Raw genomic sequence first — 25,772 nt, forward strand, 5'->3', positions numbered from 1 at the left:
AAGGAGGAATCGAAATTCGCTAATATGACATTCTAATGATCGATGCAGGAATGTTATACTAAGAGCGAACTTATCTGAAGCGGAGGGATTTATTATCAAACTTACATCCCGTCAAATAGAAATTATTGACATTGTGAAAAAGCATGCTCCGATTACCGGAGATCTCATAGCTGAAATGCTAAATTTAACTCGCCCAACGATCCGTTCAGATTTGTCCATTCTCGTTATGCTCGATTACATCGATGCTAAACCGAAGGTAGGATATTTTTTGGGCAAGAGAAGAACGCCTGAAGACGGGAGCAAGCTTCCGCTGCTCGATATGAAGGTCGGTGATCTTCACGGCGTGCCGGTGATTGTCCGTGAAACAACAACGATTCAAGAGGCGGTCGTCTCGCTGTTTTTAGAAAATGTAGGTCATTTGATTGTTACAGATGAGCAAGGAAGATTAGCCGGGATCGTATCCCGCAAGGATCTGCTCAAAGTAACGCTTGGCAATGCTACTGCATCTTCAATGCCCGTAAGTTTCATCATGACTCGGCGCCCCAACATTATCACCGTCTCGCCGGAGGATTCTGTGCTTGAGGCGGCAAGGAAAATTATCGCTCATCAAATTGACAGCTTGCCTGTTGTTGTGCCGGCGGAAACCGGAGAAGAAGGGGACGTGAAGGTGGTAGGGCGAATTTCTAAAACAAACATAATAAAAATGTTGCTAGATACGATAGCTGAGGAATAGTGGGAGGAATGGGATGAATCAGGCTCCAGCTCATTTTATAGCAATCTGTTCAGATTCCATCGGGGAGACTGCCGAGGCGGTTGTCCGGGCCACTCTTGAGCAATTCGAATTATCCAACACAGAGATCAAGAGATTTATGCATGTGCGCGATGAAGAGGAGTTAAGTCGTCTGATGGAGGAAGTATCTGAACGCGGAGGTTTCGTTGTATACACGTTAGTGCAGCCCGAGCTGCGAGAGGCGATGAGGGAGGAAGCCGTCCGCTTAAACGTTCGTGCCGTAGATATTATGGGGCCGATGATGCAGGCTTTTGTTGATACATTTAATGATACGCCGAAACGTACGCCAGGCCATAAGCTCGATGAGGATTATTTCCAGCGGGTGGACGCAATAGAATTCGCCGTAAACAACGACGATGGCAAAGACGTAGGCGCAATACTTAAGGCAGATATCGTTATTCTCGGGGTTTCGCGAATTTCCAAGACGCCGCTGTCCATGTTTTTGGCACATAAGGGGAGGAAAGTCGTCAACTATCCCGTTGTTCCTGAATTAACGCCTCCTAGCCAATTGAAAGAGGTCGACAGCCATAAAATAATCGGATTGACGATCGATGCGCAGCATTTGGTCAAAATCCGTTCAGAACGACTTAAGGCGCTGGGATTGCCGGATGATGCCGAATACGCTTCATTGGAGCGGGTTGAGAATGAATTGAAATATGCCCAGTCGCTGTTTGCCTCGTTAGGCTGCCAGGTCATTGACGTCACCGACAAGGCGATCGAAGAAACCGCTGGGCTGATCATGAAGCACTTATAAATTTCTTGAAATGGAAGTTTGCAAAATATAAATAAGTGGGTGGAGGGAGTAAATATGGAGCGTCATATAGCACTGGAATTAGTACGCATTACGGAGGCGGCAGCCCTTGAGGCGGCTCGCTGGACAGGTCGGGGCGACAAGAATAGCGCTGATGAGGCGGCAACATTAGCAATACGCAGCAAATTTAATTCCGTAGCTATTGACGGTACTGTAGTTATTGGTGAAGGAGAGATGGATGAAGCCCCTATGCTGTATATCGGTGAAAAAATAGGCAATCGCCGCGGCCCAAGAGTCGATATCGCGGTCGATCCTTTGGAGGGGACGGAGACGGTAGCAAACGGGTTGAACAATGCCATCTCCGTTATTGCCGCTGCTCCCCAGGGCAGCCTGCTCCATGCCCCCGATATTTATATGGAGAAGCTCGCTGTAGGGCCGGCGCTTGCCGGACAGCTATCACTCGATGATCCCATCGAGACGACGCTCGCCAAAGCTTCTGCTATATTAGATAAGCCGCTCGCGGACATGACAGTGTCAATTCTGGATCGGGAACGGCATGCGGCTTTGATCGATGCCCTGCGTAAATCCGGCGTCCGGATCAAGCTGCTGAGTCACGGCGATGTGATGGGAGCCATCGAAGCTGCTATGGAGAAGGATGTCGATATGTATGTGGGCTCCGGCGGAGCGCCGGAAGGCGTGCTTGCCGCAGCCGCGCTAAAATGCCTCGGCGGGGAGATGCAGGGCAGACTTCTTCCTAATGGACTTGAGGAATACAATCGCTGCATTCGCATGGGGCTTGCCAAGCCGGATCAATTGCTGCGGATGGAGGATATGATCGGTCATGACAACGTCCTGTTTGTAGCTACCGGCGTGACATCGGGTGATTTTCTGCATGGGGTGCGCTACCTGCCTAAGCATAAGGCAGAAACCCATTCCGTTATTATGCACTCCGAGAACAGAACGATCAGCTATATTGAGACCACGCATCATTTTACCGAGCAGCTCAACTCGGTGAGAGGTGCGGCCATATAACAACTACTGGATCGAATTACTTATGAATAGAACGGGACTACTTCTAGAGCTGCGCTGGCTTTGTAGAGTAGTCTCGTTTTTTGAAGAGAATATAAATAAAATATACCAAAATATATAATTTATGGTAGAATCGAAAGTGTGGGAGGTGATTAATCTGGATCGAGAGGCGAGGGGAGGTTATGGGATCAATCTATTAATCAGCAAATTGAAAACGCTTTCTATTCTCTGTGCTTACTATATTTGAAAAAGGATGTGAACCGTATGAAACAAAGATTAGCTTTATTGTTGGTACTGACAGTCATGATAAGCATGTTCTCTCTTCCTTCTTCGCAAGCAGCTGATCCCGGGTATGTTGGGTTTGCGACTTTGAATGGCGGAACAACCGGGGGAGCCGGGGGTACTTCCGTTACGGTCACCACAGGGGCCGCGCTGCAAACAGCGCTCAAAAACAAAGGCAGCCAGCCGCTGACGATTTATGTATCGGGCAAAATCACTCCGGCCAACTCCTCGGACAATAAAATCAGCGTCAAGGACGTAAATGACGTCTCGATCCTGGGCGTGGGTGCCGGAGCTGAATTTGATGGGATAGGTATCAAAGTGACGCGTGCCAGCAATATCATCATCCGCAATCTGAAAATCCACCATGTCAATATTGGCGACAAGGACGCGATCAGTATTGAAGGTCCGGCCAATAACGTCTGGGTGGATCACAATGAGCTGTATTCCACTCTGGATTCCGACAAAGACTATTATGACGGGCTGATCGACGTGAAGAAAAATGCCGAGTATGTTACAATCTCGTACAATTACATCCATGACAGCTGGAAAACATCGCTGGTCGGCTCGTCCGACAGCGACAATTATGACCGGAAAATCACTTATCACCATAATCGGTTCGAAAATATCAATTCCCGCGGGCCGCTGTTCCGTTTTGGCCAGGGCCATCTATTCAATAATTATTACAACAATATTATCGACACAGGGATCAACTCAAGAATGGGGGCCAAGCTCCGTATTGAGCATAATGTGTTTGAAAATTCAAAAGATCCGATCGTTACATTGTACAGTAAAGAGCAAGGATATTGGGATGTGAAGGACAATCTGTACGTGAACAGCACGGGCAGCATGCCCACTACATCTACAACCAGCTACACTCCGCCTTACAGCTATTCGCTAGATGCGGTAAATACGGTGAAGAATCACGTGATTGCGAACGCAGGCGTGGGCAAGATCAACGTTGGAAATTAATCGATAGATTGAATTTTATACGCGTGTACCCGGCAGGGTTGCGCGTTTTTTTGTATGAATGGATAGTTGTCTTCCTCTGATGTATAAGAAGGGTCATAGACAGTCGGCGGCAAGTTATTTTAAGATAAAGCCTAATTTGCCCTAAAGGAGTCATAAGCATGAAATACAAATCGTTAGAGCTGGAAAAACCTATAACTTATGAGTTGGAAGGGCTGGAAATCGGCATCACTTCCAATTGTAACTTCCGCTGCGATTATTGCTGCGCCTATCAGAGAAACGACGGGAACAGCATCGGAGCGAAGGAGATCATTCCTCTTCTGGAACAGCTGCCGCACCTCAAGAGAGTGAGGCTCTCCGGCGGCGAGGTCACTTTAAAGTATGAAGATTGCGTGGAGGTTGTAAGTTACTGTGCGGCTCGCGGGGTTCAAACTCAGCTCAATTCCAACGGCAGCCTGCTGAGTGAGGAACGAATCCAGCGGCTGGCTGATGCGGGACTTACGACGATCCATATATCGTTTAATTTTACTACGGCTGAGGCGTTTTCCCAGTACTATCATATTCATCCCAGCGTGTATCAGAAAATTAGAAACAACATTGCTATGTTCGCTAAGACTAGGGTCGATACCGTGCTTGAGACGCTGCTCTTCAGTGAAACCGAGCATCATATGAAAGAGATTCATGACCATGTCTATGAAATGGGCGCTCGCACGCATGAGATACAGAATAGCATCATTATGAACCATAGCGGGTGGAAGGCCATAGCTGCACGGGAAACTTTGAAGCAGGCGGTAAATGATCTCATTGCCCATAAAAAAGAAGATATGACGCTATATTTTACCTGCATGGATCGGTTTATGGAGGAGCTTGGTTTTCAGGAACGGCCGGGCGTTTATTTCCCGCACTGTATCGAAGGAAAGAAGCAGCTTCATTTGCACGGCAACGGCGATATCATTATTTCGGAGCTTTGCCATCCTGTCATTATTGGCAATATACACAAAGGTACTTCACTGCGTGATATTTACCTTGAAATGCCAGCGGCATTAAAGCAGTTTCTCGACCAGGAACCATGTCCCGCGCGGGAAGCCCTATTTCCGTCCGACCCTCATTCGGATGAAACCGTGCTGTAGGTAAGCGGCCATTATCGCTCGAAGCATGGTAAATTAGAACAGATAAAAACGGCTATCCTCAATGCGCGGAGGATAGCCGTTTGTTGATTTAAAGACGGCTGCAAAACCGCCGTTTTCGGTTCCGTCAGGAGCGGCCGCGAATTTCCTGCCGAAGGAACAGAACGTAGGAAATGGCGAAGCAGATCAAGGTCAAAGCGATAAGGCCGGTCACCTGCGGCCAGACGAGCAGCAGGCTTTGCCCGAAGGGCAAGGGACTGGCAATGGCACCGTAGACCTGCTCGGTCGTAAGCGGCCCCAGGTTGCGAACCGAGGGCATGAGCAGAGTCGTCGTCGCTTCATTGAAGAGCGTGTAGGGAGACAATCTGCTCAGCCATAGCATTTGATTCTGAAAGCCAACAATGTCCTCGACGGTTGCCGTTCCGGCATTTGGGGCGATACCCTTGGACACGATGTTTAATATCATGTCATAGAAGAAGCTGAAGAACAGCCATACGGCGATTCCTGATAGCGCCGAGGTGGCGGGCTGCCGGAAGCGCACCGAGAATACGATGGATAAATTAAGCCAGAACCCGATATAAAAAATAGTGACGAGCAGGAAGCTGATCATTCTTAAAAATTCCTCTAATGTAGGAGGAATGCCGATAATGATCGTTCCCAGCGCCATAATAAGGAAGCCCAGCGTCAGGAACATCATGCTGATGACGCTTAGGGAGGCGGCGAACTTCGCGTTCAGCAAAGCGTCGCGGTGCAGCGGCTGTGCCATGATTCGGCTTAATGTTCCTTTATTCCGTTCGCTGTTAATGGCGTCAAAACCAAGCCCGATTCCGAGAAGCGGGCCGAGAAACCCGATAAAGCTGATAAAGGAAGGCAAGGTTCCGTCCGACAGCGTGAACAGCTTCAGAATCACGAATTCATTTGCGGAGCTGTCCGATTGGATTGCCTCTTGTATGCTGTTCATGGCCGTATACAAGGAGGCGATACAGGTAAGAAGGATTATGCCAAGCAGCAGCATAAAGCGCCAGCTTCGGATATGATCGGAAATCTCTTTTCGCACCAATACGCCAAAAGGGGAGGCGACCCGGCTTAAAGTATCCTTACTCCTTTCGGAGAAAGATTCCGGCTTCCGGCTTTCGACATTACGTGAAGCCCAGCGAAGCAGAGGCGATTCTCGCCAGCTTTGGACTGCACGCCGCAGGCTGCCTATGAGATCAGGCTTGCTGTTTTTCTGTTCGGTCGCTTCCTTGGTCATGTCCTTCACCTCCTTCGAAATAACGATGATAGATTTCATCAAGCCCATACTGCTTCCGCTGCAAGCCGAACAAGGAGACGCCGGATTCCACGATCATTCGGGCAATTCCATCGCTGCAATCGGTATCGGAGCCGATCAGCAGTCTTGTGCGACCACTGGACTCGACTCTATCCTGCAGGGATAGCTGCCCATCCTCGTGACCTTCGGCCAATTCGGCATGCCGTACGCCTGGGATGGCCCGAATCCGCTGCAGCAGCTCGGCATCCAAGGGTCCGCTCTCCACGGTAATTTGCAGAGGATCGTCGGCAAAGAGCGTGTGTGACAGGCTGGCTATGTCGCCTTCGGCGAGCAGACGACCGCGGACGAACAAGCCAACCCGGTCGCAAATTTGCTGCACCTGGTGGAGTTGATGGGAGGACAGCAGCACTGTCAATCCTTGTTCCTCGCTCAGGCTGCGGATGAGAGTGAGCAGCTCATCCATTCCCTTGGGATCAATGCCAAGGGTAGGTTCATCCAGAATAATAATTTCCGGCGCTTTAATCAGGACATCGGCCAATCCGAGCCGCTGCCGCATGCCTCGAGAATAAGCGCCAACCCTCTTGTGTGCTGCATGCTGCAGGCCTACGCTCTCCAGCAATTGATAGGCACGATCCTTGGCTTCCGCTTCGGGCACCTGGTTTAGTCTCGCCGTCAGCACCAGATTTTCCAGGCCGGTACGATCCTCGTAGAAGCCGACATCGTCCGGCAAATAACCGACCTTGCGTTTCACGGGAATAGGCTCCCTCGTGGGATCGAGACCGAGAACGTTTATGGTGCCGCTATCAGGCTCGCTGAGCCCAAGCAGCATGAGAATTGTCGTCGATTTTCCCGCTCCGTTCGGCCCGAGCAGGCCGAATATTTCGCCGCGTTTAATTTGCAGCGACAGCTGATCGACAGCTCTTACCCCGTTATAGCTTTTCGTCAATTCCTGAATGTCGATGACCGTCTCTGACACGGTTATCGCCTCCCGTATTTACGAATCAGATAGTAGATGCCTCCAAGGATCGCTGCAATGACAAGCACTCCGACCCAGCCCCAGAGCATAGAGCCTTTCACGGCAACACGGAACTGTGCCGAGGAGCTGGATTCCGGAGATGAGGCTGTCATGCCAGTGACGTAGTCTCCGGCAATCGCTTTTTTGCTTGCCGTTATTTTGGCCTCGACAGTGGTGGATTGCCCGGCCGCCAGCTTGTCGATCGTTTTCGGGCTAAAGCTGACCTCCCAGTCTACCGGCGCGTTCGAGCTAAGGTTAATGTCTGAAAGATCGGCGGTACCGGTGTTTTTAACCAGCAGGTCGATGGTTTTGCTGCCGCCTGCGGTAACATTCGTGCTAAGCAATCCGCTTGGTGTAGTCAGCTCTAGTCCGTAGGTACCTGTGATGACGGCTTCCAGCTTCACCTCGGAAGAGGTCGATTGATTAGAAGCGCTGACGGGAATGCTGTAAGCTCCTTCCTTCACCTGCTCCGGCGGCTGTACCTTAACGGTGATGGATTGGTTTGCCCCAGGCTCTACCTCGACAGAGGATACCTGATTGTCTCCGGCCGTAAAGGTTACGTTCCACCCCGGGTCGGCCTGAGCCTGCAAAGCGTAGTTTTGTTTATCCGCCGTACGGTTTTGCAGCTTGAGCGAGTAAGTGAAGCTGGAATCGGAAGGACCCTGCAAATTGGCCTGATCTGTCGTCAGCTCGGTCTGATAGGTTCCTTTTTCCGTAATTTCTACTGTAAATGGCAAGCGCGCTGCAGAACCGGCTGCAAGTTCGAAGCGATAGGTTCCTTTGTCTATTTGTAAGGGAACCGTCACATTTAGAGAGACGGAGCTGGATTCGCCCGGCTTAACGGACATTTCCTTCACCTGCCAGCCGCCGCTGTTCAACGTAGCGGTCCAGTCCTTGGGCAAATTTTGGAGCTCTAATGGCACTGTAACTACATCAGATGTGTTGTTGATAACCTCGACACTGTAATCCAGAGATTCGCCGGGCGGGACGGAAATCGAAGTGTACGCCGAATAAAGCGTGACTCCTCCGGCAGCAGATGCTGGCATTCCGCCGAGCAGGCCGGCTCCGAGCGCAAGCAGGAGCAATAGGCTCAACAGTTTCATGTTCCTTCCCAACGGTTTCATTGTATAAACCCTCCTCGAATATTTGTTCATAAGAAGTACGATGGAAGATGCTCGTTTGGATTTATAGAAAGCTTAAAATCAGCTAAATATTTGCTTAAAATCAGCTAAAATGTCATTAATCAGGCAAAAAAGCGAATTTTATTTGCTACAATACGGTTAAAACGATAGGCCCTAATAAGGTTAGGCCCCAATATGATCCTAAGAAAACGGTTATGATCAAGGAGGGAATGGGCTATGAAGGAGAGCCCTGAATTATGGCTGGCGGAGATTGCGGAGGGGTCGGCTGCTGCTTTCGGCCGTTTTTATGATGCATATGCTCCGATGGTTTACAGAATGGCCGAACAATGGATGATGGATGCTGTCGAGGCCGAGGATGTATGTCACGATGTATTCATGGAAGTTATGGACAAGGCAGGCAGCTATAATCCTGCGCGTGGCAGCGTGGAGGCATGGCTGGCGGTTCGCACCCGCAGCCGATCCATGGATCGATTGCGGAAGCATCAGCGAGTGTCCGTTGCAGAAGAATGGGAGATAAATCGGGAAGCGGATATTCTCTGGAGCCGAGGAATTGAATCCGCCGAGTATGAGGCGCTGCGCAAGTGGGAGATGGAGCAGCTGAAGGAGGCGATGCAGGCTATTCCGTCGATGCAGCGGATGGCGCTGCACGGGAGCTATATCGAGCAGCTATCGCACCGCGAAATTGCCGAGCATATGAAGAAGCCGATTGGAACGGTTAAATCCTTAATCCGCTACGGTATCCGCAATTTGCGCCGGCGGCTGGATGAGATGACCCCGGGCAGGCTGAGAGGGGGAGTGGAGTCGTATGCACAAGATGAATTTCACAAATAAACCCTTGGAATTGCCTGATGCCCAGGCGGAGCTTTGCGGCTTATTCACGGAGGAGCAGCTGGTGGATTTCGTTATGGGGCAGCTGCCGCCAGGAAAACAAGCAAAAATACTGGAGCACCGGAATCAATGCCGGATTTGTGATGTGATGATTAACGAATGGTCGGAGCTGTTGGGTCAGGCCGGCCTGGGGCTAAGCCCTGATTACGCAAGCAGCAATGCACTGTCTCAGGAGGCAGATGTCGCCGGGGCTGCTGAGCGAAGCCTTGACTGCGCAAGCAGTAATGGTGAACGGCATCCGCAAGGGCTGCCACATTCACTATCTCATCCGCCGCGAAGGCTGCGTGGTCGGCTGCTCCTATCTTTCAGGCTGCGATCACTACGCAAAAAGTGGTCTGCCCATCGCAGCGGTTATACCTATGGCGCGCTTGGTGGGATAACGGTATTCATGCTCATATGCGGTCTGTTTTCACTCCGGCCGCAAGGCTGGGTCGGAGGGGATCATGGCCAGCTTGAGCGGGATATTTCGCAACAAATCCACCTCATTCAAAGCGCTCATACGGAGCAGTTTATCATCGAGCCTCATCCGCCGTATTACGGAGAGGGCATGGTCTGGCTGAAGCGGGAATCAGGTGAAGTGCTGATCGTCGTCGATGGTTTGCATTCCGTTGTGGAGAAGGATTATCAGATCTGGCTGGAGATGAAGAATGAGGCGAGCAGCCCGGGGATTCTCTCCATACCGCATCCGCAAGGAAAAAGCTTTTACCATGGGTATGGGGCCGGCGAAGCCGAGCGTCTGATCATTAGCCTGGAGCCGAAAGGCGGCAGCCAAGTGCAGACCGGGCCCGAAGCGGTATGGGTAGATATGAAACGTTAAAATATGATTGCCGGAATATTCGCCTCGCCGAACCGGCATTGTGGCATGCATAGGCATTGTGAGCTCGGGGATTCGAGAAATCACGATGTCTTTTTTTAATTTCCTGTTAAACTGATATTCAATAGAGCATAGGTGATCACGATAAAGATAAATAGACCAGACCAAAATGATTAAAGGGGAAGTCATAGCGATGTCCAACATGAAGAAACGTTACATGCCGTTCACTTACAAGATGATGATCCCTTATTTGCTGCTCGTTTTGCTGACGGACGTGCTCATTGGTTATATTTCTTATACCATGCTGACGGAATCGCGGACGGAAATGGCCGAAACGAATATTCGTACGGGCATGGAGCAGGCCAGGGACAGTATCCAGTATCAGATGGATGAAATCCAGCGCATGTCGGATACGCTGTTCGGCAGTGAGGCTTTTCAAAGAGCGCTGCAGAAAAAAGGAGAGCCGCTGGACATGTATTTGACGATGATGGACGAGGTCATCCCCCAAATCGTTTCGCCGCTGCAGCTGTTCGGCAACAATATCCGTTTTATGCTGTATACGCCCAATAGCGACATGATCATTATAACCGGCGACAATCTGGAACAGCCGATCAAGCAAAGCGATTATTATATCCTGCCTTTCAGCGACATTGAATTTACCAATTGGTACAAATCCTACAAGGATTCGGATCTTGATAACATCTGGATTCAAATCGATACCGATAAAAAACTGGATAACATCTCCCATATTCGCAAGCTCGTCTCATACAGCGATTACGGGGCGATCATCGGTTTTGTGCGAATTATCGTCTCCCTGGATGATTTGTTCGCCAACTTCGCTACCTTTCCGGTGGAAGAAGGCATTACGGTTCGGTTAATCCATCAGGTGACGGGGGAGCGGATATATCAACGCGGGCAAGCGGAACAGGTGGGGCAAGTGGGACAAGCAGAGCAGAGAGGTCAAGCGAAACAGGCGGGACGAGGACAGCAGAAAGGCAGTAGAGATTCCTATTTAAGTTTGCACGAAATTATTCCGGGAACTGATTTTGCCATCGAAACAGTCGTGCCTGAGGCATATTTAACGAAAGACGCCGGAAAGCTTCAGAGGGTTATTCTGGGCGTATGCGCTATCAGCTTTATCGTGATGACCTTGATCGGATTTATGGTAGCCAGGCTCAGCGGCAGAAAAATGACCCGGATCGTCATGCTTGTCCGTTCGTTTCAGGAAGGGAACTTCCAGAAGCGTATCCGCTTCTCCGGCAATGATGAGTTCGTGCGGATTGCCGATGCATTCAATATGATGGCGATGAATATTCAAGATTTGATTGACAGCGTATATTGGCAAGGGGTTCAGAAGAAGCAGGCCGAGCTGGAAGCGCTGCAGGCGCAAATCAATCCTCACTTTCTATATAACACTCTATCGACGATTAACAGTCTGGCGAATCTGGGGGAAATCAGCAAAGTAACGGAGATGGTTCAAGGCCTCTCCCGCTTCTATCGGCTAACGCTGAATCAAGGAAATGTGCACATCCATTTGAAAAAGGAGCTGGAGCAAGTCGAGACGTACCTGGAGATCCAGCGCGTTAAATATGCAGACACGTTCACGGTGTATGTCGATGTGGAGCCCGAGATATTGGACTATCAGGTCATTAAGCTGATCATGCAGCCATTCGTAGAGAATATTTTTAAGCATGCCTGGTTTGGAGAAACGATTGCGATTCGGATCACGGGACGTCGCGTAAAAGACCGTATTGAGCTGAAAATTATCGACAACGGGGTGGGGATGCGTCCCGAACAGGTCAAGCAGTTGATGACTGGCCCCAGCTTGGCTGGGGGATACGGCGTGAAAAATGTGGATGATCGCATTAAGCTCAGGTACGGGGAAGCGTATGGTATCTACATCGCCAGTATCTATGGAGCAGGAACGACAGTCCGTCTTCTGCTGCCAATCGATCACGGGGAGCCCGAGGATAGGACTGAAGTGCTGGAGGCGCCCTATTTATAAATTCGGGGCAGTTGGTATGACCATGGATTAGCGACTAGTTTGCGATAATTGCTTCTTAGAGAGGAGTTCGCCAAATGAGTGTAAATGTATTGCTGGTTGACGATGAGGCCATCGATTTGGAGTGGCTTCGCCGCAGGGTGCTCGCCAGCGGGCTGGATATTCATGTAGCAGGTACGGCAAACAGCGGCTTTTTAGCCCTAAAGGTGCTGGAGGAGCAGCGGGTTGATTTGATTTTGTCGGACATCAGGATGCCGATTATGACAGGTACCGAGTTTGCGCGTAAAGCCAAGGCGATCAATCCTGAGGTCAAGGTCGTCTTTATCAGCGGACATGAAGATTTTAATTATGCCAGGGAAGCGATCGAAATCAACGCTTGCGATTATTTGCTGAAGCCTGTTGAGGACAAGGAGTTATATACGCTATTGAATAAGCTTTACGAGGAAATAGAGCGGGAGAAGGAGCAGGCCCGTACCTTTTCCGAGACATTGTCTCTCGTTAGCGAGGAACTGCTGCTGCGTTGGTTCGAGCACGGGGATTCCGGCTCTGCCGAGTCGCATATGCGTAATATTCTGGATCCGCTATTGCTAGACGGCACCGCTGCGGCGCTGGTGGAGATTGATGATTTGGAATGGAAGCTGCGGGATTTATCCGAGGAGGTTAGAAGAACCGAGATCCGAACAATTGTACAGATGATTAAATCGCTGGCGAGAAATACAGAGCTTGGCACTTTGATTATTCCCCGGCAAACGCGTTTGATTATTATGTCCTCGGTTTCCGAGGAGTTATTTCTGAAGCGGCTGAATGAGCTCATTCATGAGATTGCGCAAACGACGGCTTATACGGTGACGGTAGGCGTCGGAAAATATGCAAATGACGCCCAAGGCTTGTATGAGTCTTTCCAGCAGGCACAGGCTGCATTAAGTGCAAAATGGCTGCTTGGCAAAAATCGTCTGCTGCGCGATGCGACGGAACCATCCGGGGAGGGGACACCGGGGACTCCGGTTGATGATGCTGTCTCTACGATGCTCGGGGCCATCATCGATTACGACCTGGTCGTGATTGACGATTGTTTACTGGAGCTGCTTTATAAAGACATGCCGCACGCCAGCAAGAAGGATGTATATGAGCTCATTATTCGCATTACATCGAGTCTTCACGCCGAATTGCTGCAGCGTAACGAGAATTTGTACGAGCTGCTGGAGTGGGAATCGCATCAGCCTGATGTCTTATTTCAGTTCGAGACCGTGCATGATGTCCTCTCGTGGTTGAGGCGAAGATTCTTTGAACTGTCGGAGAAGCTATACGTAAAGCGCCAGCGGCAGAAGCGCAAATTGATCGATGAGATTATGAATTATGTCGAGGATAATTTGGAGAAGAAGATAACACTGAAAGAGGTAGCGGTGCATTTTGATTTTACGCCGAATTACCTTGGGCATCTGTTCAAGGAAGAAGCGGGAATGCTGTTTAGCGAATATTTGAATGAGTGCAAGATAAACCGGATCTGCGAGCTTTTGCGTGATCCGACTTTAAAGGTATATGAAGTGGCAGAAATTATGGGTTACAAGAACATTATTTATTTTAACAGGCAATTCAAGGCGAGCTTGGGAATGACGCCCGGGGAGTACAGGAAAAAGAACAAAATCTAGCTTAGGAACGCAGTCAAAATAGGAAGATGAATTGACCTCGGCTTAAAGGCCGGGGTTTTTTTTCTGGAATGATTCATCAATCGGTGAATTAGTATTACTTTTTGTTGTTTGCCTGAATCCTCACACCAGAGGCGCGCCTTTATAATTAAAAGTAAGGTAATTAGAGATAAAAAGAGATTACGAGAGGGGAGTAGACATGAAAAATCACGGTTTTTTCAGCGATCTCAAGAAATATAGAGCACTGCTGCTGATGCTCACCCCCGCTGTATTGTTTTTCCTGTTGTTTGCCTATATACCTATGGCAGGCATCGTTCTTGCATTTAAGCAGTTCAACTATCAAGGGGGCATATTCGGAAGCCCGTGGAACGGATTGGAGAACTTTCGATTTTTCATGGAATCGGGAGATGCCTGGCGCGTAACCCGCAATACGGCACTTTATAATATCGCGTTCATTATTATCAACAATCTGCTGCAGATTGTTACGGCGATCCTGCTGTTCGAGGTAGCCGGCAAATGGTTCCGCAAGGTAACCCAGACAGTGTTATTCCTACCGTACTTCATTTCCTGGGTCGTGGTTGGGGCTATCGCGTACAACTTGTTTAATTACGATGTAGGCACACTGAACGTTATGCTGAGATCGATCGGTCTCGGGCCTATCGATATTTATAACACGGCCGCTTACTGGCCGCTGATTCTTATCGTGGTGTCGGCATGGAAGGCGCTGGGATATGGTTCCATTATGTATCTGGCGGCGATCACGAGCATCGATACGGAAATGTACGAGGCGGCGGAAATTGACGGGGCGAATATTTTTCAGCGAATTCTGAAAATTACCATACCGAATCTCATGCCTACGGTCATTATTTTGTTCCTGCTGGCAATCGGCAATATATTCCGAGGAGACTTCGGCATGTTCTACAACATGGTCGGTAATAACGGACTTCTCTTCTCGTCCACGGACGTCATCGACACTTATGTGTTCCGTTCGTTAACATCATCCAATGAAATCGGCATGTCTGCGGCAGCAGGGTTCTATCAATCCATCCTAGGATTCGCGACGATTCTGTTAGCCAACTATGCGGTGCGCAAATACGACAAGGATCGTGCCTTGTTCTAGAAAGGGAGGCCTGAGGCTATGAGTGCGACAACAGCAAATCCCCGTCGCTTCGATCCGGAAATCCGGGGGCATAAAGGCAAGGGGAAAACTTCGGATCGTCTGCTGCTCGCGGCTATCGGATATACGTTACTCACCATTTTAGCGCTATTTTGCATCTTTCCTTTTATTTTGGTTATCTCCTCCTCGTTCACCGAGGAAAGCATGATTATCGAGCATGGGTTCCAAATCATCCCTACCCAATTTTCCTTGGAGGCCTACAGCATTCTGTTCAAGTATCCTGCGGATATGCTCAAAGCTTACGGGGTGACAATCAGCGTGACCTTGATCGGTACAGCGGTCGGATTATTTCTGACCTCGATGACGGCTTATGTTCTGTCCAGAAAAGATTTCAAGTGGCGAAACCACTTTTCCTTCTTCTTCTTTTTTACGACTTTGTTCAGCGGCGGGCTCGTCCCTTGGTATTTAATGATCGTCAACTATTTGCAGCTGAAGGATACCTTGGTCGTGCTGATTGTGCCTATGCTAATGAACGTGTTCTACATCATTGTGATGAAGTCGTTCATGAGCAGCATCCCAGAGGCGATTACTGAATCGGCTAAAATAGATGGAGCTAGCGATTTCCTGATTTTCATGAAGCTTATCATTCCTCTCTCCAAGCCAGCACTGGCAACGATTGGTTTGTTCATTGCTTTAGCCTACTGGAACGATTGGTATCACGCCCTGCTCTTTATTTCGAAATCCGACCTGATGCCGCTGCAGTATTATCTCTACCGGCTGTTAGGCAATATGGACGGGATGCGGAAGGCGATGATGGAATCCGGGGTGGCCATGAACATTGATATTCCGACAGAAAGCTTGAAGATGGCAATGACCATCGTTGCTACGGGGCCTATTCTAATCGCTTATCCGTTCATACAGCGCTTCTTCGTTCAAGGGCTGACGATCGGTGCCGTCAAAGGATGACCACAGGGAAACCTGGTTATCAATATATAGCTGTACTCTTGAATACATTATTTGATTGGGGGAAAATGCCATGAAACAGACTAAAAAAACGGTAACACTTCTATTGGCTGTTTTTCTGATGCTGGCGACGCTGCTAAGCGCTTGCGGCGGAGGCAAGAATGCGGCAGAGAACAGCGGCGCCTCTAACGCCGGTAAAGGAAATAGCGAAGCAAACAGCACAGAGGTGACAGATGAGATTGATACATCCAAGGAAGTCAAATTAAAGATGCTTCTCGTCGGCGGCAAGCCGGTGGATTATGAAGAGGTATTTGGCGAGCTGAATAAGCTGTTGAAGGAAAAAATCAACGCTACCGTCGAAGCGGAGTTCCTCGACTGGTCGGACTGGACGCAGAAATATCCGCTGAAATTCGCGGCTAATGAGGATTTTGACATCGCCTACACCGCAAACTGGGCATTTTACAACGATCAGGCAATTCGCGGCGGCTTCCTGGAATTGACGGAGGATATGCTTGCAAAATACACGCCAAAAACGTGGGAAGCACTTCCGAAGGCTGCTTGGGAGCAGGCGAAGGTATCCGGTAAAATATACATGGTGCCTCAGAATAGTAACGAAGTCGTAGATAAAGTAGTATTGATCCGCGAGGATTTGCGCGTGAAATATAATCTTGAACCGGTGAACAGCCCTGAGACGTATGCGACTTACCTCAAGACGATTGCCGCCAATGAAAAGGGAATGGGAGCTTTCGGCGCCAAGCCGGGCGACGGCTGGAAATGGCACGAACTGGACGAGGTACTGCTCGAGCAGCAGAACAACTGGAAGGTCGTAGATCCGAACGTGCCGTTCGCGTTCAAAATGGACGATCCAGCAGGAAAAGTATTTAACGTTTATGATACGCCTGAATTTACGGAATTGTTGAAATATTATAAAGATTTGGTTGATAACGGCGCATGGTCCAAAAACGTCATCAGCTACAAAAACGATGTATGGCAGGACATGAAGGCCGGCAAGTTCGCATCCCGTGCGCAGAACCTGGGTACTCTTGCGTTCAACGTGGCGGAAGCTCGCCGGGATAAGCCGGAGTATGAGATGGTGGTCGTAGATTTGACACCGGACAAAATGAAATCAGCGGCGGTTTCGACGCAAAACGGGATGGCAATCCATGCTACCTCCAAAAATCCAGAGCGTGCGCTGATGCTGATCGACCTGCTTCAAAACGATAAAGAAATTCATGATTTGACGATGTATGGCATCGTTGGCAAGCACTTTGAGCCGGTAGGCGACGATCAATTTACGCCTGGGCCAAGCTCCACGAACTATACAGGCTTCTCCAACTGGGGATGGAATTCCCTGCTGAACCGCACGGATACAACGTATCCGAAGGAAGCTGACGAAATGCTTAATCAGTGGCAGGAAAAGGTATACCATTATCCGCTGGAAACGTTCGTCTTCGACGATAGTCAAGTGAAGAACGAAGTATCAAACATTGGCAACGTTATGCTGCGCTATGCGATTCCGCTTGAATACGGTCTGATTCAGGATATTGAAAAAGGCCAGGCAGAATTGATCAAGCAGCTGCAGGCGGCGGGCATCGATAAGGTGGAGGCCGAGATGCAGAGCCAGGTAGATGCTTTCATGGCAGAACAGAAATAGCAGAATATAAGGCTGCCCCAGACGAAGCGTTTGGGGCAGCCTTTTTAATCTCATCAGTACTGGTCTTTATACTTTTTTGGGGTCATTCCATAAGTCCGTTTGAACATACGGATGAAATAGCTTGTCTCCATGCCGAGCTTCTCAGCGACGCTCTCCACTGTTATAGCAGGATTCTCTTGAAGCAGCTGGGTCGCTCTACGCATTCGCAATTGTAAAATGTACTGCTGCGGCGTCATACCGTAGCTGGTTATGAACAAACGATGAAAGTGCTGGGGCGAATATCCGGCGGCTCGAGCTACATTCGTTAGTAATAGTCTTTCGTTATAGTGATCGTGAATTAGCTTTACCGCAGCCTGCAGGGCAGGCTGTGGACTTCCAGATGAAGTGACGCCCTTCAGGATTTTCTTATCGCTGGTTTGTCCTTCAAGCAGGGAGATGGTCATGCCGTAGATGCGCTTGGAGGCTTCCCAGTAAGCCTGTTCCCCGTTGAGACTGATTAGCTGCCATAGAGATTCCAGTTGGCTCCAGAGCAGCTCAAAGTTGGGCACCTGCAGAACAGTTAGTACGAGCTGATCCATTTGCTCAAGAAGGGATTTTGCCGCATTGCCATCAAAGGCGACGAAGCCTAAATCCCAATTTTCCGCCGATTCATACGGAAAGTAGGCGTGCGGCTGGTTGGCAGGAAGGAGCAAGGCCGTGCCGGGAGTCAATAGGATATCGGCATGGCCATGGATGCGAAAGATCCCTTGGCCGCTTCTGGATAAAAACAGCTGATGCGCAGGATACCCCTCGGGGCGCTCCAAATGTTTTTGTTCATGGCTTCCGACGCAGTAAACATAGAGGGGGAGTATTTCTTCCAAATTTGTGAATTCGGCAAGCAGAAAAGGCATCATAATGAATGCGACCTCCATTATCAGGAAATAGGTATGTTTGCCCATGAGATTAATGCTGGAAAAATGGCTCAATGATAAGATAGGACGATTTTTAGATGGATATGTTCTATGAGTATAAGCGGTTTTTGGTCTATTATCAAAGGTAGATAAGTGAATATGACGATTTATAAGGAGAGATATAGCGATGACTAAGAAATTTCCGCCTATTAGTGATAAACTTCCTGTTCTAATGCACGGAGCCGACTATAACCCGGATCAATGGCTGCATGATCCAAAGGTGCTGGAAGAGGATATTCGCATGATGAAGCTCGCGAATTGCAATGTGATGGCGCTGGGCATGTTCTCTTGGGCAGCTCTTGAACCAACGGAAGGGGTTTTTACGTTCGAATGGCTGGATAAGGTGCTGGATTCATTCGCGGCGAACGGGATCTATGCCTGGTTATCCACTCCAAGCGGTGCGCGTCCAGCCTGGATGTCGGCGAAATACCCTGAGGTGCTGCGCGTGGAAGCAAACCGCGTCCGCAATTTGCACGGGATGAGGCATAACCACTGTTATACATCGCCGGTCTACCGGGAGAAAACGGCTATTATTAATGGAAAATTGGCTGAACGTTACGGGAATCATCCCGCCGTCATCGGCTGGCATATTTCAAATGAGCTCGGCGGGGATTGCCACTGCGATTACTGCCAAGATGCATTCCGGGCATGGTTGAAGGAGAAATACGGTACGCTCGAGGCGCTTAACTTTGCATGGTGGACTTCCTTCTGGGCGCATAAGTACACGGACTGGAGCCAAATCGAGTCGCCTGCTCCGCATGGCGAGAGTATGGTTCATGGCCAGAACTTGGATTGGCGCCGTTTCGTGACGGATCAAATGACGGATTACTGCGATCACGAAATTAAATCTGTGAAGACGGCGAACCCTGACTTGCCTGCAACGACGAATATGCACATGATCGAAGGGCTAGATTACCGGAAATTAGCTAAAATTCTCGACGTGATTTCCTGGGACGTGTATCCGACCTGGCATGATTATAAAAATGATATCGAACTGGGCGCTTCGATCTCGTTCTGGCATGATCTGTACCGTTCGCTCCAGCAGAAGCCGTTCCTATTGATGGAGAGCACGCCAAGCCTGACAAACTGGCAGCCGATCAGCAAACTGAAGCAGCCAGGCATGCATAAGCTGTCCTCTCTGCAGGCGGTTGCCCATGGATCGGATTCCGTACAATATTTTCAGTGGCGCAAGAGCAGAGGCTCCAGCGAGAAGTTCCACGGGGCGGTCGTGGATCACGTTGGGCATGAACATACAAGAGTGTTTAAGGATGTCGCGGATTTGGGACGCACGCTTGCCGATATTTCGGAAATTGCGGGTACGCCCACTCCGGCGAAGACGGCGATTCTCTTTGACTGGGATAATCGCTGGGCAGTACAGGATGCGCAGGGGCCGCGCAATGCAGGCATCCATTACGAGGAAACGGTCATCGCGCATCACCGTGCGATTTGGGAGCAGGGTGTGCCGACGGACATTATCGGCTCTGAGGATGATTTCGCCGGGTATAAGCTGATCGTTGCTCCGATGCTGTATCTGTGCCGGGAGGAGACGGGGCAGAAGCTGGAGAAGTTCGTCGAGAACGGCGGAACCTTGGTTACGACGTACTGGTCCGGTATTGTCAACGAGTATGATTTATGCCATCTTGGCGGGTTCCCAGGGCCGCTGCGCAAGACGCTTGGCATCTGGGCGGAAGAGATTGAGGGATTGTACGATCATGAACGGAACGGCATAGCGATGGCCGAGGGCAATGAGCTAGGCTTCAACGGCAGCTTCGAATCCCATGAAATCTGTGAGCTGATTCATACGGAAGGCGCCTCGGTTCTGGCAACTTACACGGACAGCTTCTATGCGGGCAGACCAGCACTAACCGTGAACCGGCTTGGAGAAGGCCGCGCTTATCATATGGCAACGCGCCTCAAGGACGATTTCCTCGGGGAGTTCTATAAGCAAATTGTAGATGCGGCAGGCGTTGAGCGGGCAATTCATACGGAACTGCCAGCTGGTGTAACCGCCCAGGTTCGAACGGATGGACAATCGGATTATGTATTTGTAATGAACTTCAGCGGACAGGAGCAGCGCGTAAAGCTGGATGAGCGCTCTTATACGAACATGGAAACGGGCGATGCTGTAAGCGGGGAGCTTGCGCTGCCTGTTCATGGAGTAGTTGTGTTGAAGCGCCTGGCATAAGATCGAGCGGTATTATAACGTTATTCCACTCCGCTGGGGACTGAGGCGTTCCTTAAGCCAAAGAATAGAGTAGAGTCAATTGTAAATATAGCCTCATAACAAGCCGGAGCGAATGCCCGGCTTGTCTTCTCTGAATTGGTAATTGGCAGTTCCAAAATTATAGCTGTGAGAGGAGTTTTGACGATGCAATATTCCATTCGTGCCAAGATTATGCCTAAAGAAATACGCCCCTCCACCTTACGGTTGGGCGGACGCAATCCTGCTGGAGATGAAATCGGCTTCACTAATTATTATATGGAATTGAATGGAGATCCGTTTATAGCCATCTGCGGTGAATTTCATTATTCCCGCTATCCAGAAGCGGGTTGGAAAGCCGAAATCAACAAGATGAAAGCATCGGGCATCAATATTCTTGCGACTTATATTTTCTGGAATCACCATGAGGAGATCGAAGGGGTCTACAATTGGCAGGGGAACCGCAATTTGCGGAAGTTCATTGAGCTGTGCCAGCACAGCGGCCTTTACGTGATTCTGCGCATCGGGCCTTTCTGTCATGGAGAGGTGCGCAACGGCGGGCTGCCGGACTGGCTGTTTGGCCGAACGTTCGATGTGCGCTCGAACGATGAGGGATATTTGCATTATGTCCGTCGTTTATATGCGGAAATCGGACGGGAAGCGTCCGGGCTGATGTTCAAGGACGGCGGGCCCGTTGTCGGCATTCAGCTGGAGAACGAGCTTAATGCCGCCGCGGCGCTCTGGGAACTGACTGCGAAGCAGGGAGATGAGTATTTAAGCGGAGGCAGCCGGGGCAGCGAAGGGGTAAAGCATATGCGGCACCTGAAGGAAATGGCGATCGAAGCAGGGCTTGAAGCTCCGATTTATACGAGTACGGGCTGGGGCGGGGCACCGGTGCTGGAGGATGAGGTGCTGCCGCTCTATGGCGGTTATGCCTATACGCCTTGGAGTATCAGCGCGCAAGATCAACTGCAGCAGCCGACGCGGGAGTATTTATTCGACAGCTATCATGATGAAGGGGTAGCCGGGGAATTTTCGCCGCCGTACCCGAAGGAAAAATATCCGTTTGCCTGCTGCGAAATGGGCGGGGGCATGCAGACCTGGTATTTGTCCCGCTTTCAGGTGGAGCCGGAGAGCGTATCTGCGATGAGCCTGATGAAAATCGCGGGGGGCTGCAACTTTATCGGGTATTATATGTTTCATGGCGGAACGAATCCGGTAGGCCGGGATGGTTATATGAACGAGAGCACAACCCCGCGGATTACGTATGATTTTCAGGCTCCGATTGGGGAATTCGGCCAAATTCGGGATTCGAATCACCAGCTTCGCCTTCTGCACTATTTTCTCAGAGCATTTGGGGATCGTCTTGCCTCAACGTCTACAGTATTGCCCGAGGGAGCGACCGGGCTTACGCCGGAGAACACAGATGTGCTGCGTTATGCCATACGTACAGACGGGAAATCTGGATTTGTATTTGTGAATAACTATCAGGATCATGTCGAGATGAAAGAGCATAGCGAGGTGCAGTTTGTCCTTCAATTGCCGGAGGGAGATCTTGTCCTGCCTCAGTCCAATTCATTGACAGTCCGGAAAAACGCTTCGTTTATCCTGCCGTTTCAATTTGATCTGTCCGGCTTGCTTTTGCGCTATGCAACGGCTCAGCCTGTAACCGTGACGGATTCGGGAGAAATAAGTACTTATTTCTTTGCTATGCTGGAAGGAATCGATGGGGAATTCGTGCTGGCTGCAGACGGTATCGGAAGCATCGAGTGCGATGCGGGGACGGTACAGCTAGAAGACGGAAGCTACTGTATCGTCGTGCCGCATGACGCATCGGCGATGATTCGCATTCATCGCATGGACGGGAGCGAGACCCGTATTTATGCGATGGCATCCGAGGAAGCCTTCAAGCTGTGGGAAGTGGAGACAAGGACAGCAAGAAGCGAAGACGAATCGGGAGTAGAGTTGGTATCAGCCACAGCACGAGGTAAAAGCAGAAGACGCCTTCTTTTCTCGGGAACACCGCTCGTCGGCACGGCCGAAGGACTTGAATTTTTCAGCTATGGCGCGCATGAATTTTCGTTCCGGGAGTATCAGCATGAAGTGGATGAGCAGGAGTGGCTGATAGAGGAAAAGGACTGTCGTATTTCGGCCCAGCGGGAAGGCTGGTTTGAAACATGTCATATACAGATTCCGGCCAAAGAGATTAAAATGGAAGTGAATCGCATTCATGATCATAAGATGCTGGTTTCCTTAGATCAAGGTATACTGGACAACGTAGAGGATGTACTCCTGAAGATCAATTATACGGGGAATGTCGGCTACGCTTTCTCGGAGGGCCGGTTGTTTCACGATCATTTCTATAATGGAGCCCTATGGGAGATCGGTTTGTCGCGGTTCAAGGAGGCTATTCAGGGCGGGGAAATCGTACTGGAAACGACACCGCTCCGCGAAGTAGTCATAAATGTGGCACAAGACGCGGCTATGGCGGTGGAGCAGCTGTTTGAGGGAGAGCAGACGGCGGAATTTCATCAGGTATCGGCTGAGCCGGTATATCGCGTCGCGGTGACGAGCAGAATGAAAAAGTTGTAGGAGACAGGAGGACTTCAATATGCTAAATGCAGAGCAAACCATTGAAAGGCTGCAAAGCAGCACTGCAAAGACATTACTGTCCAAAATGTACGGGGAAGGACAGCTATCGGATCAAATTACTCGATACAGCGCATTGATCCAATCTTTTAAGGGGCATTTCGGAGATGGCGAGCTGGCTTTATTCAGCGCACCCGGCCGCTGCGAAATCGGTGGAAACCATACGGATCATAACCAGGGGAAGGTGCTGGCGGGCAGCATAAATCTTGACACCATTGCAGCAGCCGTGAAGGTGGACGAGCCGGTCATTACATTTATTTCGGAAGGCTATCCGGGACAATTTGAGGTTGATTTGACGCAGCAGGAGGCGGTTGAGGGCGAGGCTTCCACTTTATCGCTTGTTCGCGGCATCGTCTCCGGGTTTAAGGAAATGGGCTATGAAGTAGGCGGCTTTAAAGCCTATATTACGAGCAATGTCATTCCCGCATCGGGACTCAGCTCCTCGGCTTCGTTCGAAATGCTGATCGGCAGCATCCTGAACACGTTCTATAATGAGTCCAAATTGGATGCCGTCATTTTGTCCGAAATCGGCAAATATGCGGAGAACAAGTACTGGAACAAGCCATCCGGCTTGCTCGACCAAATGGCCTGCGCTTACGGGGGCCTCATTACGATTGATTTCGCAGATCCAGAGCAGCCTGTCATTCAGCCGGTAGACTATGATTTTCAAAGCAGCGGCTACTCTTTGGTCATTGTGAATACGGGCGGCAATCATGCCGATTTGACAGAGGATTACGCCGCTGTGCCGAATGAAATGCATGCCGTAGCCAAGGCGCTTGGCGCTAAGGTTTGCCGCGATCTTTCACCGGAGGATGTTTATCGCAACTTGAATTCCCTTCGCGAGCAATGCGGAGACCGCGCAGTACTGCGGGCGCTGCACTTTTTTGCAGAGAATGATCGAGTGGATGCCCAGGTAGAAGCTTTGCAGGGCGGACAATTGGACAGATTCCTGGAGCTGATCACGGATTCGGGGAACTCCTCCTGGAAGTGGCTGCAGAACTGCTATCAGGAAACCGATGTTCGTCATCAAGGCATTACGGTGACGCTGGCGCTCACAGAATCTTATTTGAAATCGATCGGCAAAGGGGCCTGCCGCGTACATGGCGGAGGATTTGCCGGAGTGATACTGACGATACTTCCAAATGAAGAAGCACCGAAGTATGCCCAATTTATTAAAGAGACGATTGGCACCTCCACCTTCATTATCAACGTACGGGAGCAAGGAGCTATCTGTTTGGATTTGGAGGGTTAGGGTTGAGCGAACCCGAGGACAAACTAAAGGAAGCGCGGATGGGTAGGCATAAGGGATTATATTTTTGTGGAGTACTAGTTCGTACAGGAGCAGTTATCCTAGAGAAATTCTAGGGTGGCTGCTTTTTTTAGGGATATCATTTTAAATAAATGTATACTGTTTTAAATTTATTATTCCAAAATATTTACTTTTATAGTATATTGTAGTTTGAGGAAAGCGTTATCATTTTTCTCAGCAAATTTATATCCAATGGAGGAATGTTAAATGCGTTATCGGAAATTGCTTTTGTCGATCATTTGCAGCGTGGCTATTCTTGGTTCGGCTGTTGGTACGGCGCTTGCGGCGCATTGGAACCTGACAGGGGATGTCGGCGTTCATGATCCGTCCATCATTAAGGAAGGCTCGGCCTGGTATACGTTCTCAACAGGACAGGGCATACAAGTGCTTCGATCGGATAACGGCACCAACTGGTACCGTGTTCCCCAAATTTTCTTGACCCCGCTTTCCTGGTGGAAAACCTATGTGCCGAACATGACTACCAACGATGTATGGGCACCGGATGTGCAGCTTTACAACGGGCGGGTATGGCTTTACTATTCGATTTCAACCTTCGGCAAAAATACCTCGGCGATCGGTCTTACTTCGGCAACGAGTGTAGGGGCGGGCAGTTGGCGGGATGACGGGCTTGTCATTAAATCTGATCCTTCTGTGGATTACAATGCGATTGACCCAAATCTGGTCATCGATGCATCCGGAAATCCGTGGCTGGCTTTCGGCTCCTGGTTCAGTGGCATTAAGATCACAAAGCTCGACAAAACGACGATGAAGCCAACAGGCAGCCTCTATTCGATCGCCAAGCGGAGCAATGGAATTGAGGGCGTGTCTATCGTATATCGCAACGGCTATTATTACATGTTCGCTTCCATTGATAATTGCTGCCAAGGCTCGAACAGCAACTATAAAATCGTCGCTGGGCGATCAACGAGCATCACCGGGCCTTACAAGGATAAGAACGGGGTAGATATGATGAACGGCGGAGGAACGGTATTCGATGCGGGCAATACGCGATGGGCAGGCCCTGGCGGACAGCATGTGTATAACAATGTGATTGCAAGGCACGCTTATGACCGGAATGATAACGGCAATCCGAAGCTGCTCATCAGCGATTTGAACTGGGACTCCAGCGGCTGGCCTACGTATTAGGATCGATTTTGAACACGTCATTGACGTACGGAAGCTGAAGTTTGAATGGTTTGAGCCTGCTA

General features: G+C 49.9%; 20 protein-coding genes. 16 read left to right on the forward strand and 4 right to left on the reverse strand.

The genetic code is table 11. From position 1 onward, the window contains the following. Positions 1–115: 115 nt before the first annotated feature. From CZ379_RS12155 to CZ379_RS12175, 5 genes are all read left to right on the forward strand, one after another. The gene (locus CZ379_RS12155) at positions 116–733 is read left to right on the forward strand and encodes a helix-turn-helix transcriptional regulator (protein WP_110931858.1); all 618 of its coding nucleotides are present in this window, start codon (positions 116–118) and stop codon (positions 731–733) included. A 13-nt stretch (positions 734–746) separates the two neighbouring features. Continuing rightward, on the forward strand, positions 747–1,544 hold the full coding sequence (locus CZ379_RS12160) for a pyruvate, water dikinase regulatory protein (protein WP_110931859.1): 798 nt from the start codon (positions 747–749) through the stop codon (positions 1,542–1,544). 54 nt (positions 1,545–1,598) lie between these two features. Next, positions 1,599–2,573 carry a class II fructose-bisphosphatase gene (glpX, locus tag CZ379_RS12165; RefSeq protein WP_110931860.1) on the forward strand — a complete coding sequence of 325 codons (975 nt, stop codon included), beginning with the start codon at positions 1,599–1,601 and terminating at the stop codon, positions 2,571–2,573. Between the two features lie 300 nt (positions 2,574–2,873). After that, positions 2,874–3,821, forward strand: a complete 948-nt coding sequence (locus CZ379_RS12170) for a pectate lyase family protein (RefSeq protein ID WP_234405043.1) — start codon at positions 2,874–2,876, stop codon at positions 3,819–3,821. 158 nt (positions 3,822–3,979) lie between these two features. Further along, on the forward strand, positions 3,980–4,948 hold the full coding sequence (locus CZ379_RS12175) for a radical SAM protein (RefSeq protein WP_110931862.1): 969 nt from the start codon (positions 3,980–3,982) through the stop codon (positions 4,946–4,948). A 124-nt stretch (positions 4,949–5,072) separates the two neighbouring features. Here the strand turns inward: CZ379_RS12175 and CZ379_RS12180 are convergent, their stop codons facing one another. The 3 genes from CZ379_RS12180 to CZ379_RS12190 are packed head-to-tail and all read right to left on the reverse strand — an operon-like array spanning position 5,073 to position 8,354. After that, positions 5,073–6,197, reverse strand: a complete 1,125-nt coding sequence (locus tag CZ379_RS12180) for an ABC transporter permease (RefSeq protein ID WP_110931863.1) — start codon at positions 6,195–6,197, stop codon at positions 5,073–5,075. Beyond that, on the reverse strand, positions 6,157–7,191 hold the full coding sequence (locus tag CZ379_RS12185; RefSeq protein ID WP_110931864.1) for an ABC transporter ATP-binding protein: 1,035 nt from the start codon (positions 7,189–7,191) through the stop codon (positions 6,157–6,159). The genes CZ379_RS12180 and CZ379_RS12185 overlap by 41 nt, the downstream gene beginning before the upstream one ends. 2 nt (positions 7,192–7,193) lie before the next feature. Then, positions 7,194–8,354, reverse strand: coding sequence for a COG1470 family protein (locus tag CZ379_RS12190; protein ID WP_110931865.1), 1,161 nt, complete (start codon positions 8,352–8,354; stop codon positions 7,194–7,196). Between the two features lie 234 nt (positions 8,355–8,588). Between CZ379_RS12190 and CZ379_RS12195 the strand changes: the two genes are divergently transcribed. From CZ379_RS12195 to CZ379_RS12225, 7 genes are all read left to right on the forward strand, one after another. Beyond that, positions 8,589–9,203: an RNA polymerase sigma factor gene (locus tag CZ379_RS12195; protein WP_110931866.1), complete on the forward strand. Its 615-nt coding sequence runs from the start codon at positions 8,589–8,591 to the stop codon at positions 9,201–9,203. Then, positions 9,178–10,077 (forward strand): anti-sigma factor, encoded by a 900-nt coding sequence (locus CZ379_RS12200; RefSeq protein WP_110931867.1) that lies wholly within the window; start codon positions 9,178–9,180, stop codon positions 10,075–10,077. The genes CZ379_RS12195 and CZ379_RS12200 overlap by 26 nt, the downstream gene beginning before the upstream one ends. 190 nt (positions 10,078–10,267) lie before the next feature. Next, positions 10,268–12,079, forward strand: coding sequence for a sensor histidine kinase (locus CZ379_RS12205; RefSeq protein ID WP_110931868.1), 1,812 nt, complete (start codon positions 10,268–10,270; stop codon positions 12,077–12,079). Between the two features lie 74 nt (positions 12,080–12,153). After that, positions 12,154–13,725 (forward strand): response regulator, encoded by a 1,572-nt coding sequence (locus CZ379_RS12210; protein ID WP_110931869.1) that lies wholly within the window; start codon positions 12,154–12,156, stop codon positions 13,723–13,725. A 196-nt stretch (positions 13,726–13,921) separates the two neighbouring features. Continuing rightward, entirely contained in the window at positions 13,922–14,842 is a 921-nt protein-coding gene (locus tag CZ379_RS12215) for an ABC transporter permease (RefSeq protein ID WP_110931870.1), read from the forward strand. 18 nt (positions 14,843–14,860) lie between these two features. Further along, positions 14,861–15,805 (forward strand): carbohydrate ABC transporter permease, encoded by a 945-nt coding sequence (locus CZ379_RS12220; protein WP_110931871.1) that lies wholly within the window; start codon positions 14,861–14,863, stop codon positions 15,803–15,805. Between the two features lie 70 nt (positions 15,806–15,875). Beyond that, positions 15,876–17,456: an ABC transporter substrate-binding protein gene (locus tag CZ379_RS12225; protein ID WP_110931872.1), complete on the forward strand. Its 1,581-nt coding sequence runs from the start codon at positions 15,876–15,878 to the stop codon at positions 17,454–17,456. Positions 17,457–17,509: 53 nt separating this feature from the next. Here CZ379_RS12225 and CZ379_RS12230 read toward each other — a convergent pair whose 3' ends face one another. Continuing rightward, entirely contained in the window at positions 17,510–18,349 is an 840-nt protein-coding gene (locus CZ379_RS12230) for an AraC family transcriptional regulator (RefSeq protein ID WP_110931873.1), read from the reverse strand. A gap of 184 nt (positions 18,350–18,533) precedes the next feature. Here CZ379_RS12230 and CZ379_RS12235 point away from each other — a divergent pair, with 184 nt between their 5' ends. The 4 genes from CZ379_RS12235 (at position 18,534) to CZ379_RS12250 (ending at position 25,710) form a co-directional block, all read left to right on the forward strand. After that, positions 18,534–20,591 (forward strand): beta-galactosidase, encoded by a 2,058-nt coding sequence (locus CZ379_RS12235; RefSeq protein WP_110931874.1) that lies wholly within the window; start codon positions 18,534–18,536, stop codon positions 20,589–20,591. A 183-nt stretch (positions 20,592–20,774) separates the two neighbouring features. Next, entirely contained in the window at positions 20,775–23,198 is a 2,424-nt protein-coding gene (locus CZ379_RS12240) for a beta-galactosidase (protein WP_110931875.1), read from the forward strand. Positions 23,199–23,217: 19 nt separating this feature from the next. Further along, the gene (locus CZ379_RS12245) at positions 23,218–24,507 is read left to right on the forward strand and encodes a galactokinase (protein WP_110931876.1); all 1,290 of its coding nucleotides are present in this window, start codon (positions 23,218–23,220) and stop codon (positions 24,505–24,507) included. A 264-nt stretch (positions 24,508–24,771) separates the two neighbouring features. Next, entirely contained in the window at positions 24,772–25,710 is a 939-nt protein-coding gene (locus CZ379_RS12250) for an arabinan endo-1,5-alpha-L-arabinosidase AbnA (protein ID WP_110931877.1), read from the forward strand. The last annotated feature ends 62 nt before the right edge of the window (positions 25,711–25,772 follow it).

The organism is Paenibacillus bouchesdurhonensis (assembly GCF_900155685.1).
In the GTDB taxonomy this organism is placed as follows: domain Bacteria; phylum Bacillota; class Bacilli; order Paenibacillales; family Paenibacillaceae; genus Fontibacillus; species Fontibacillus bouchesdurhonensis.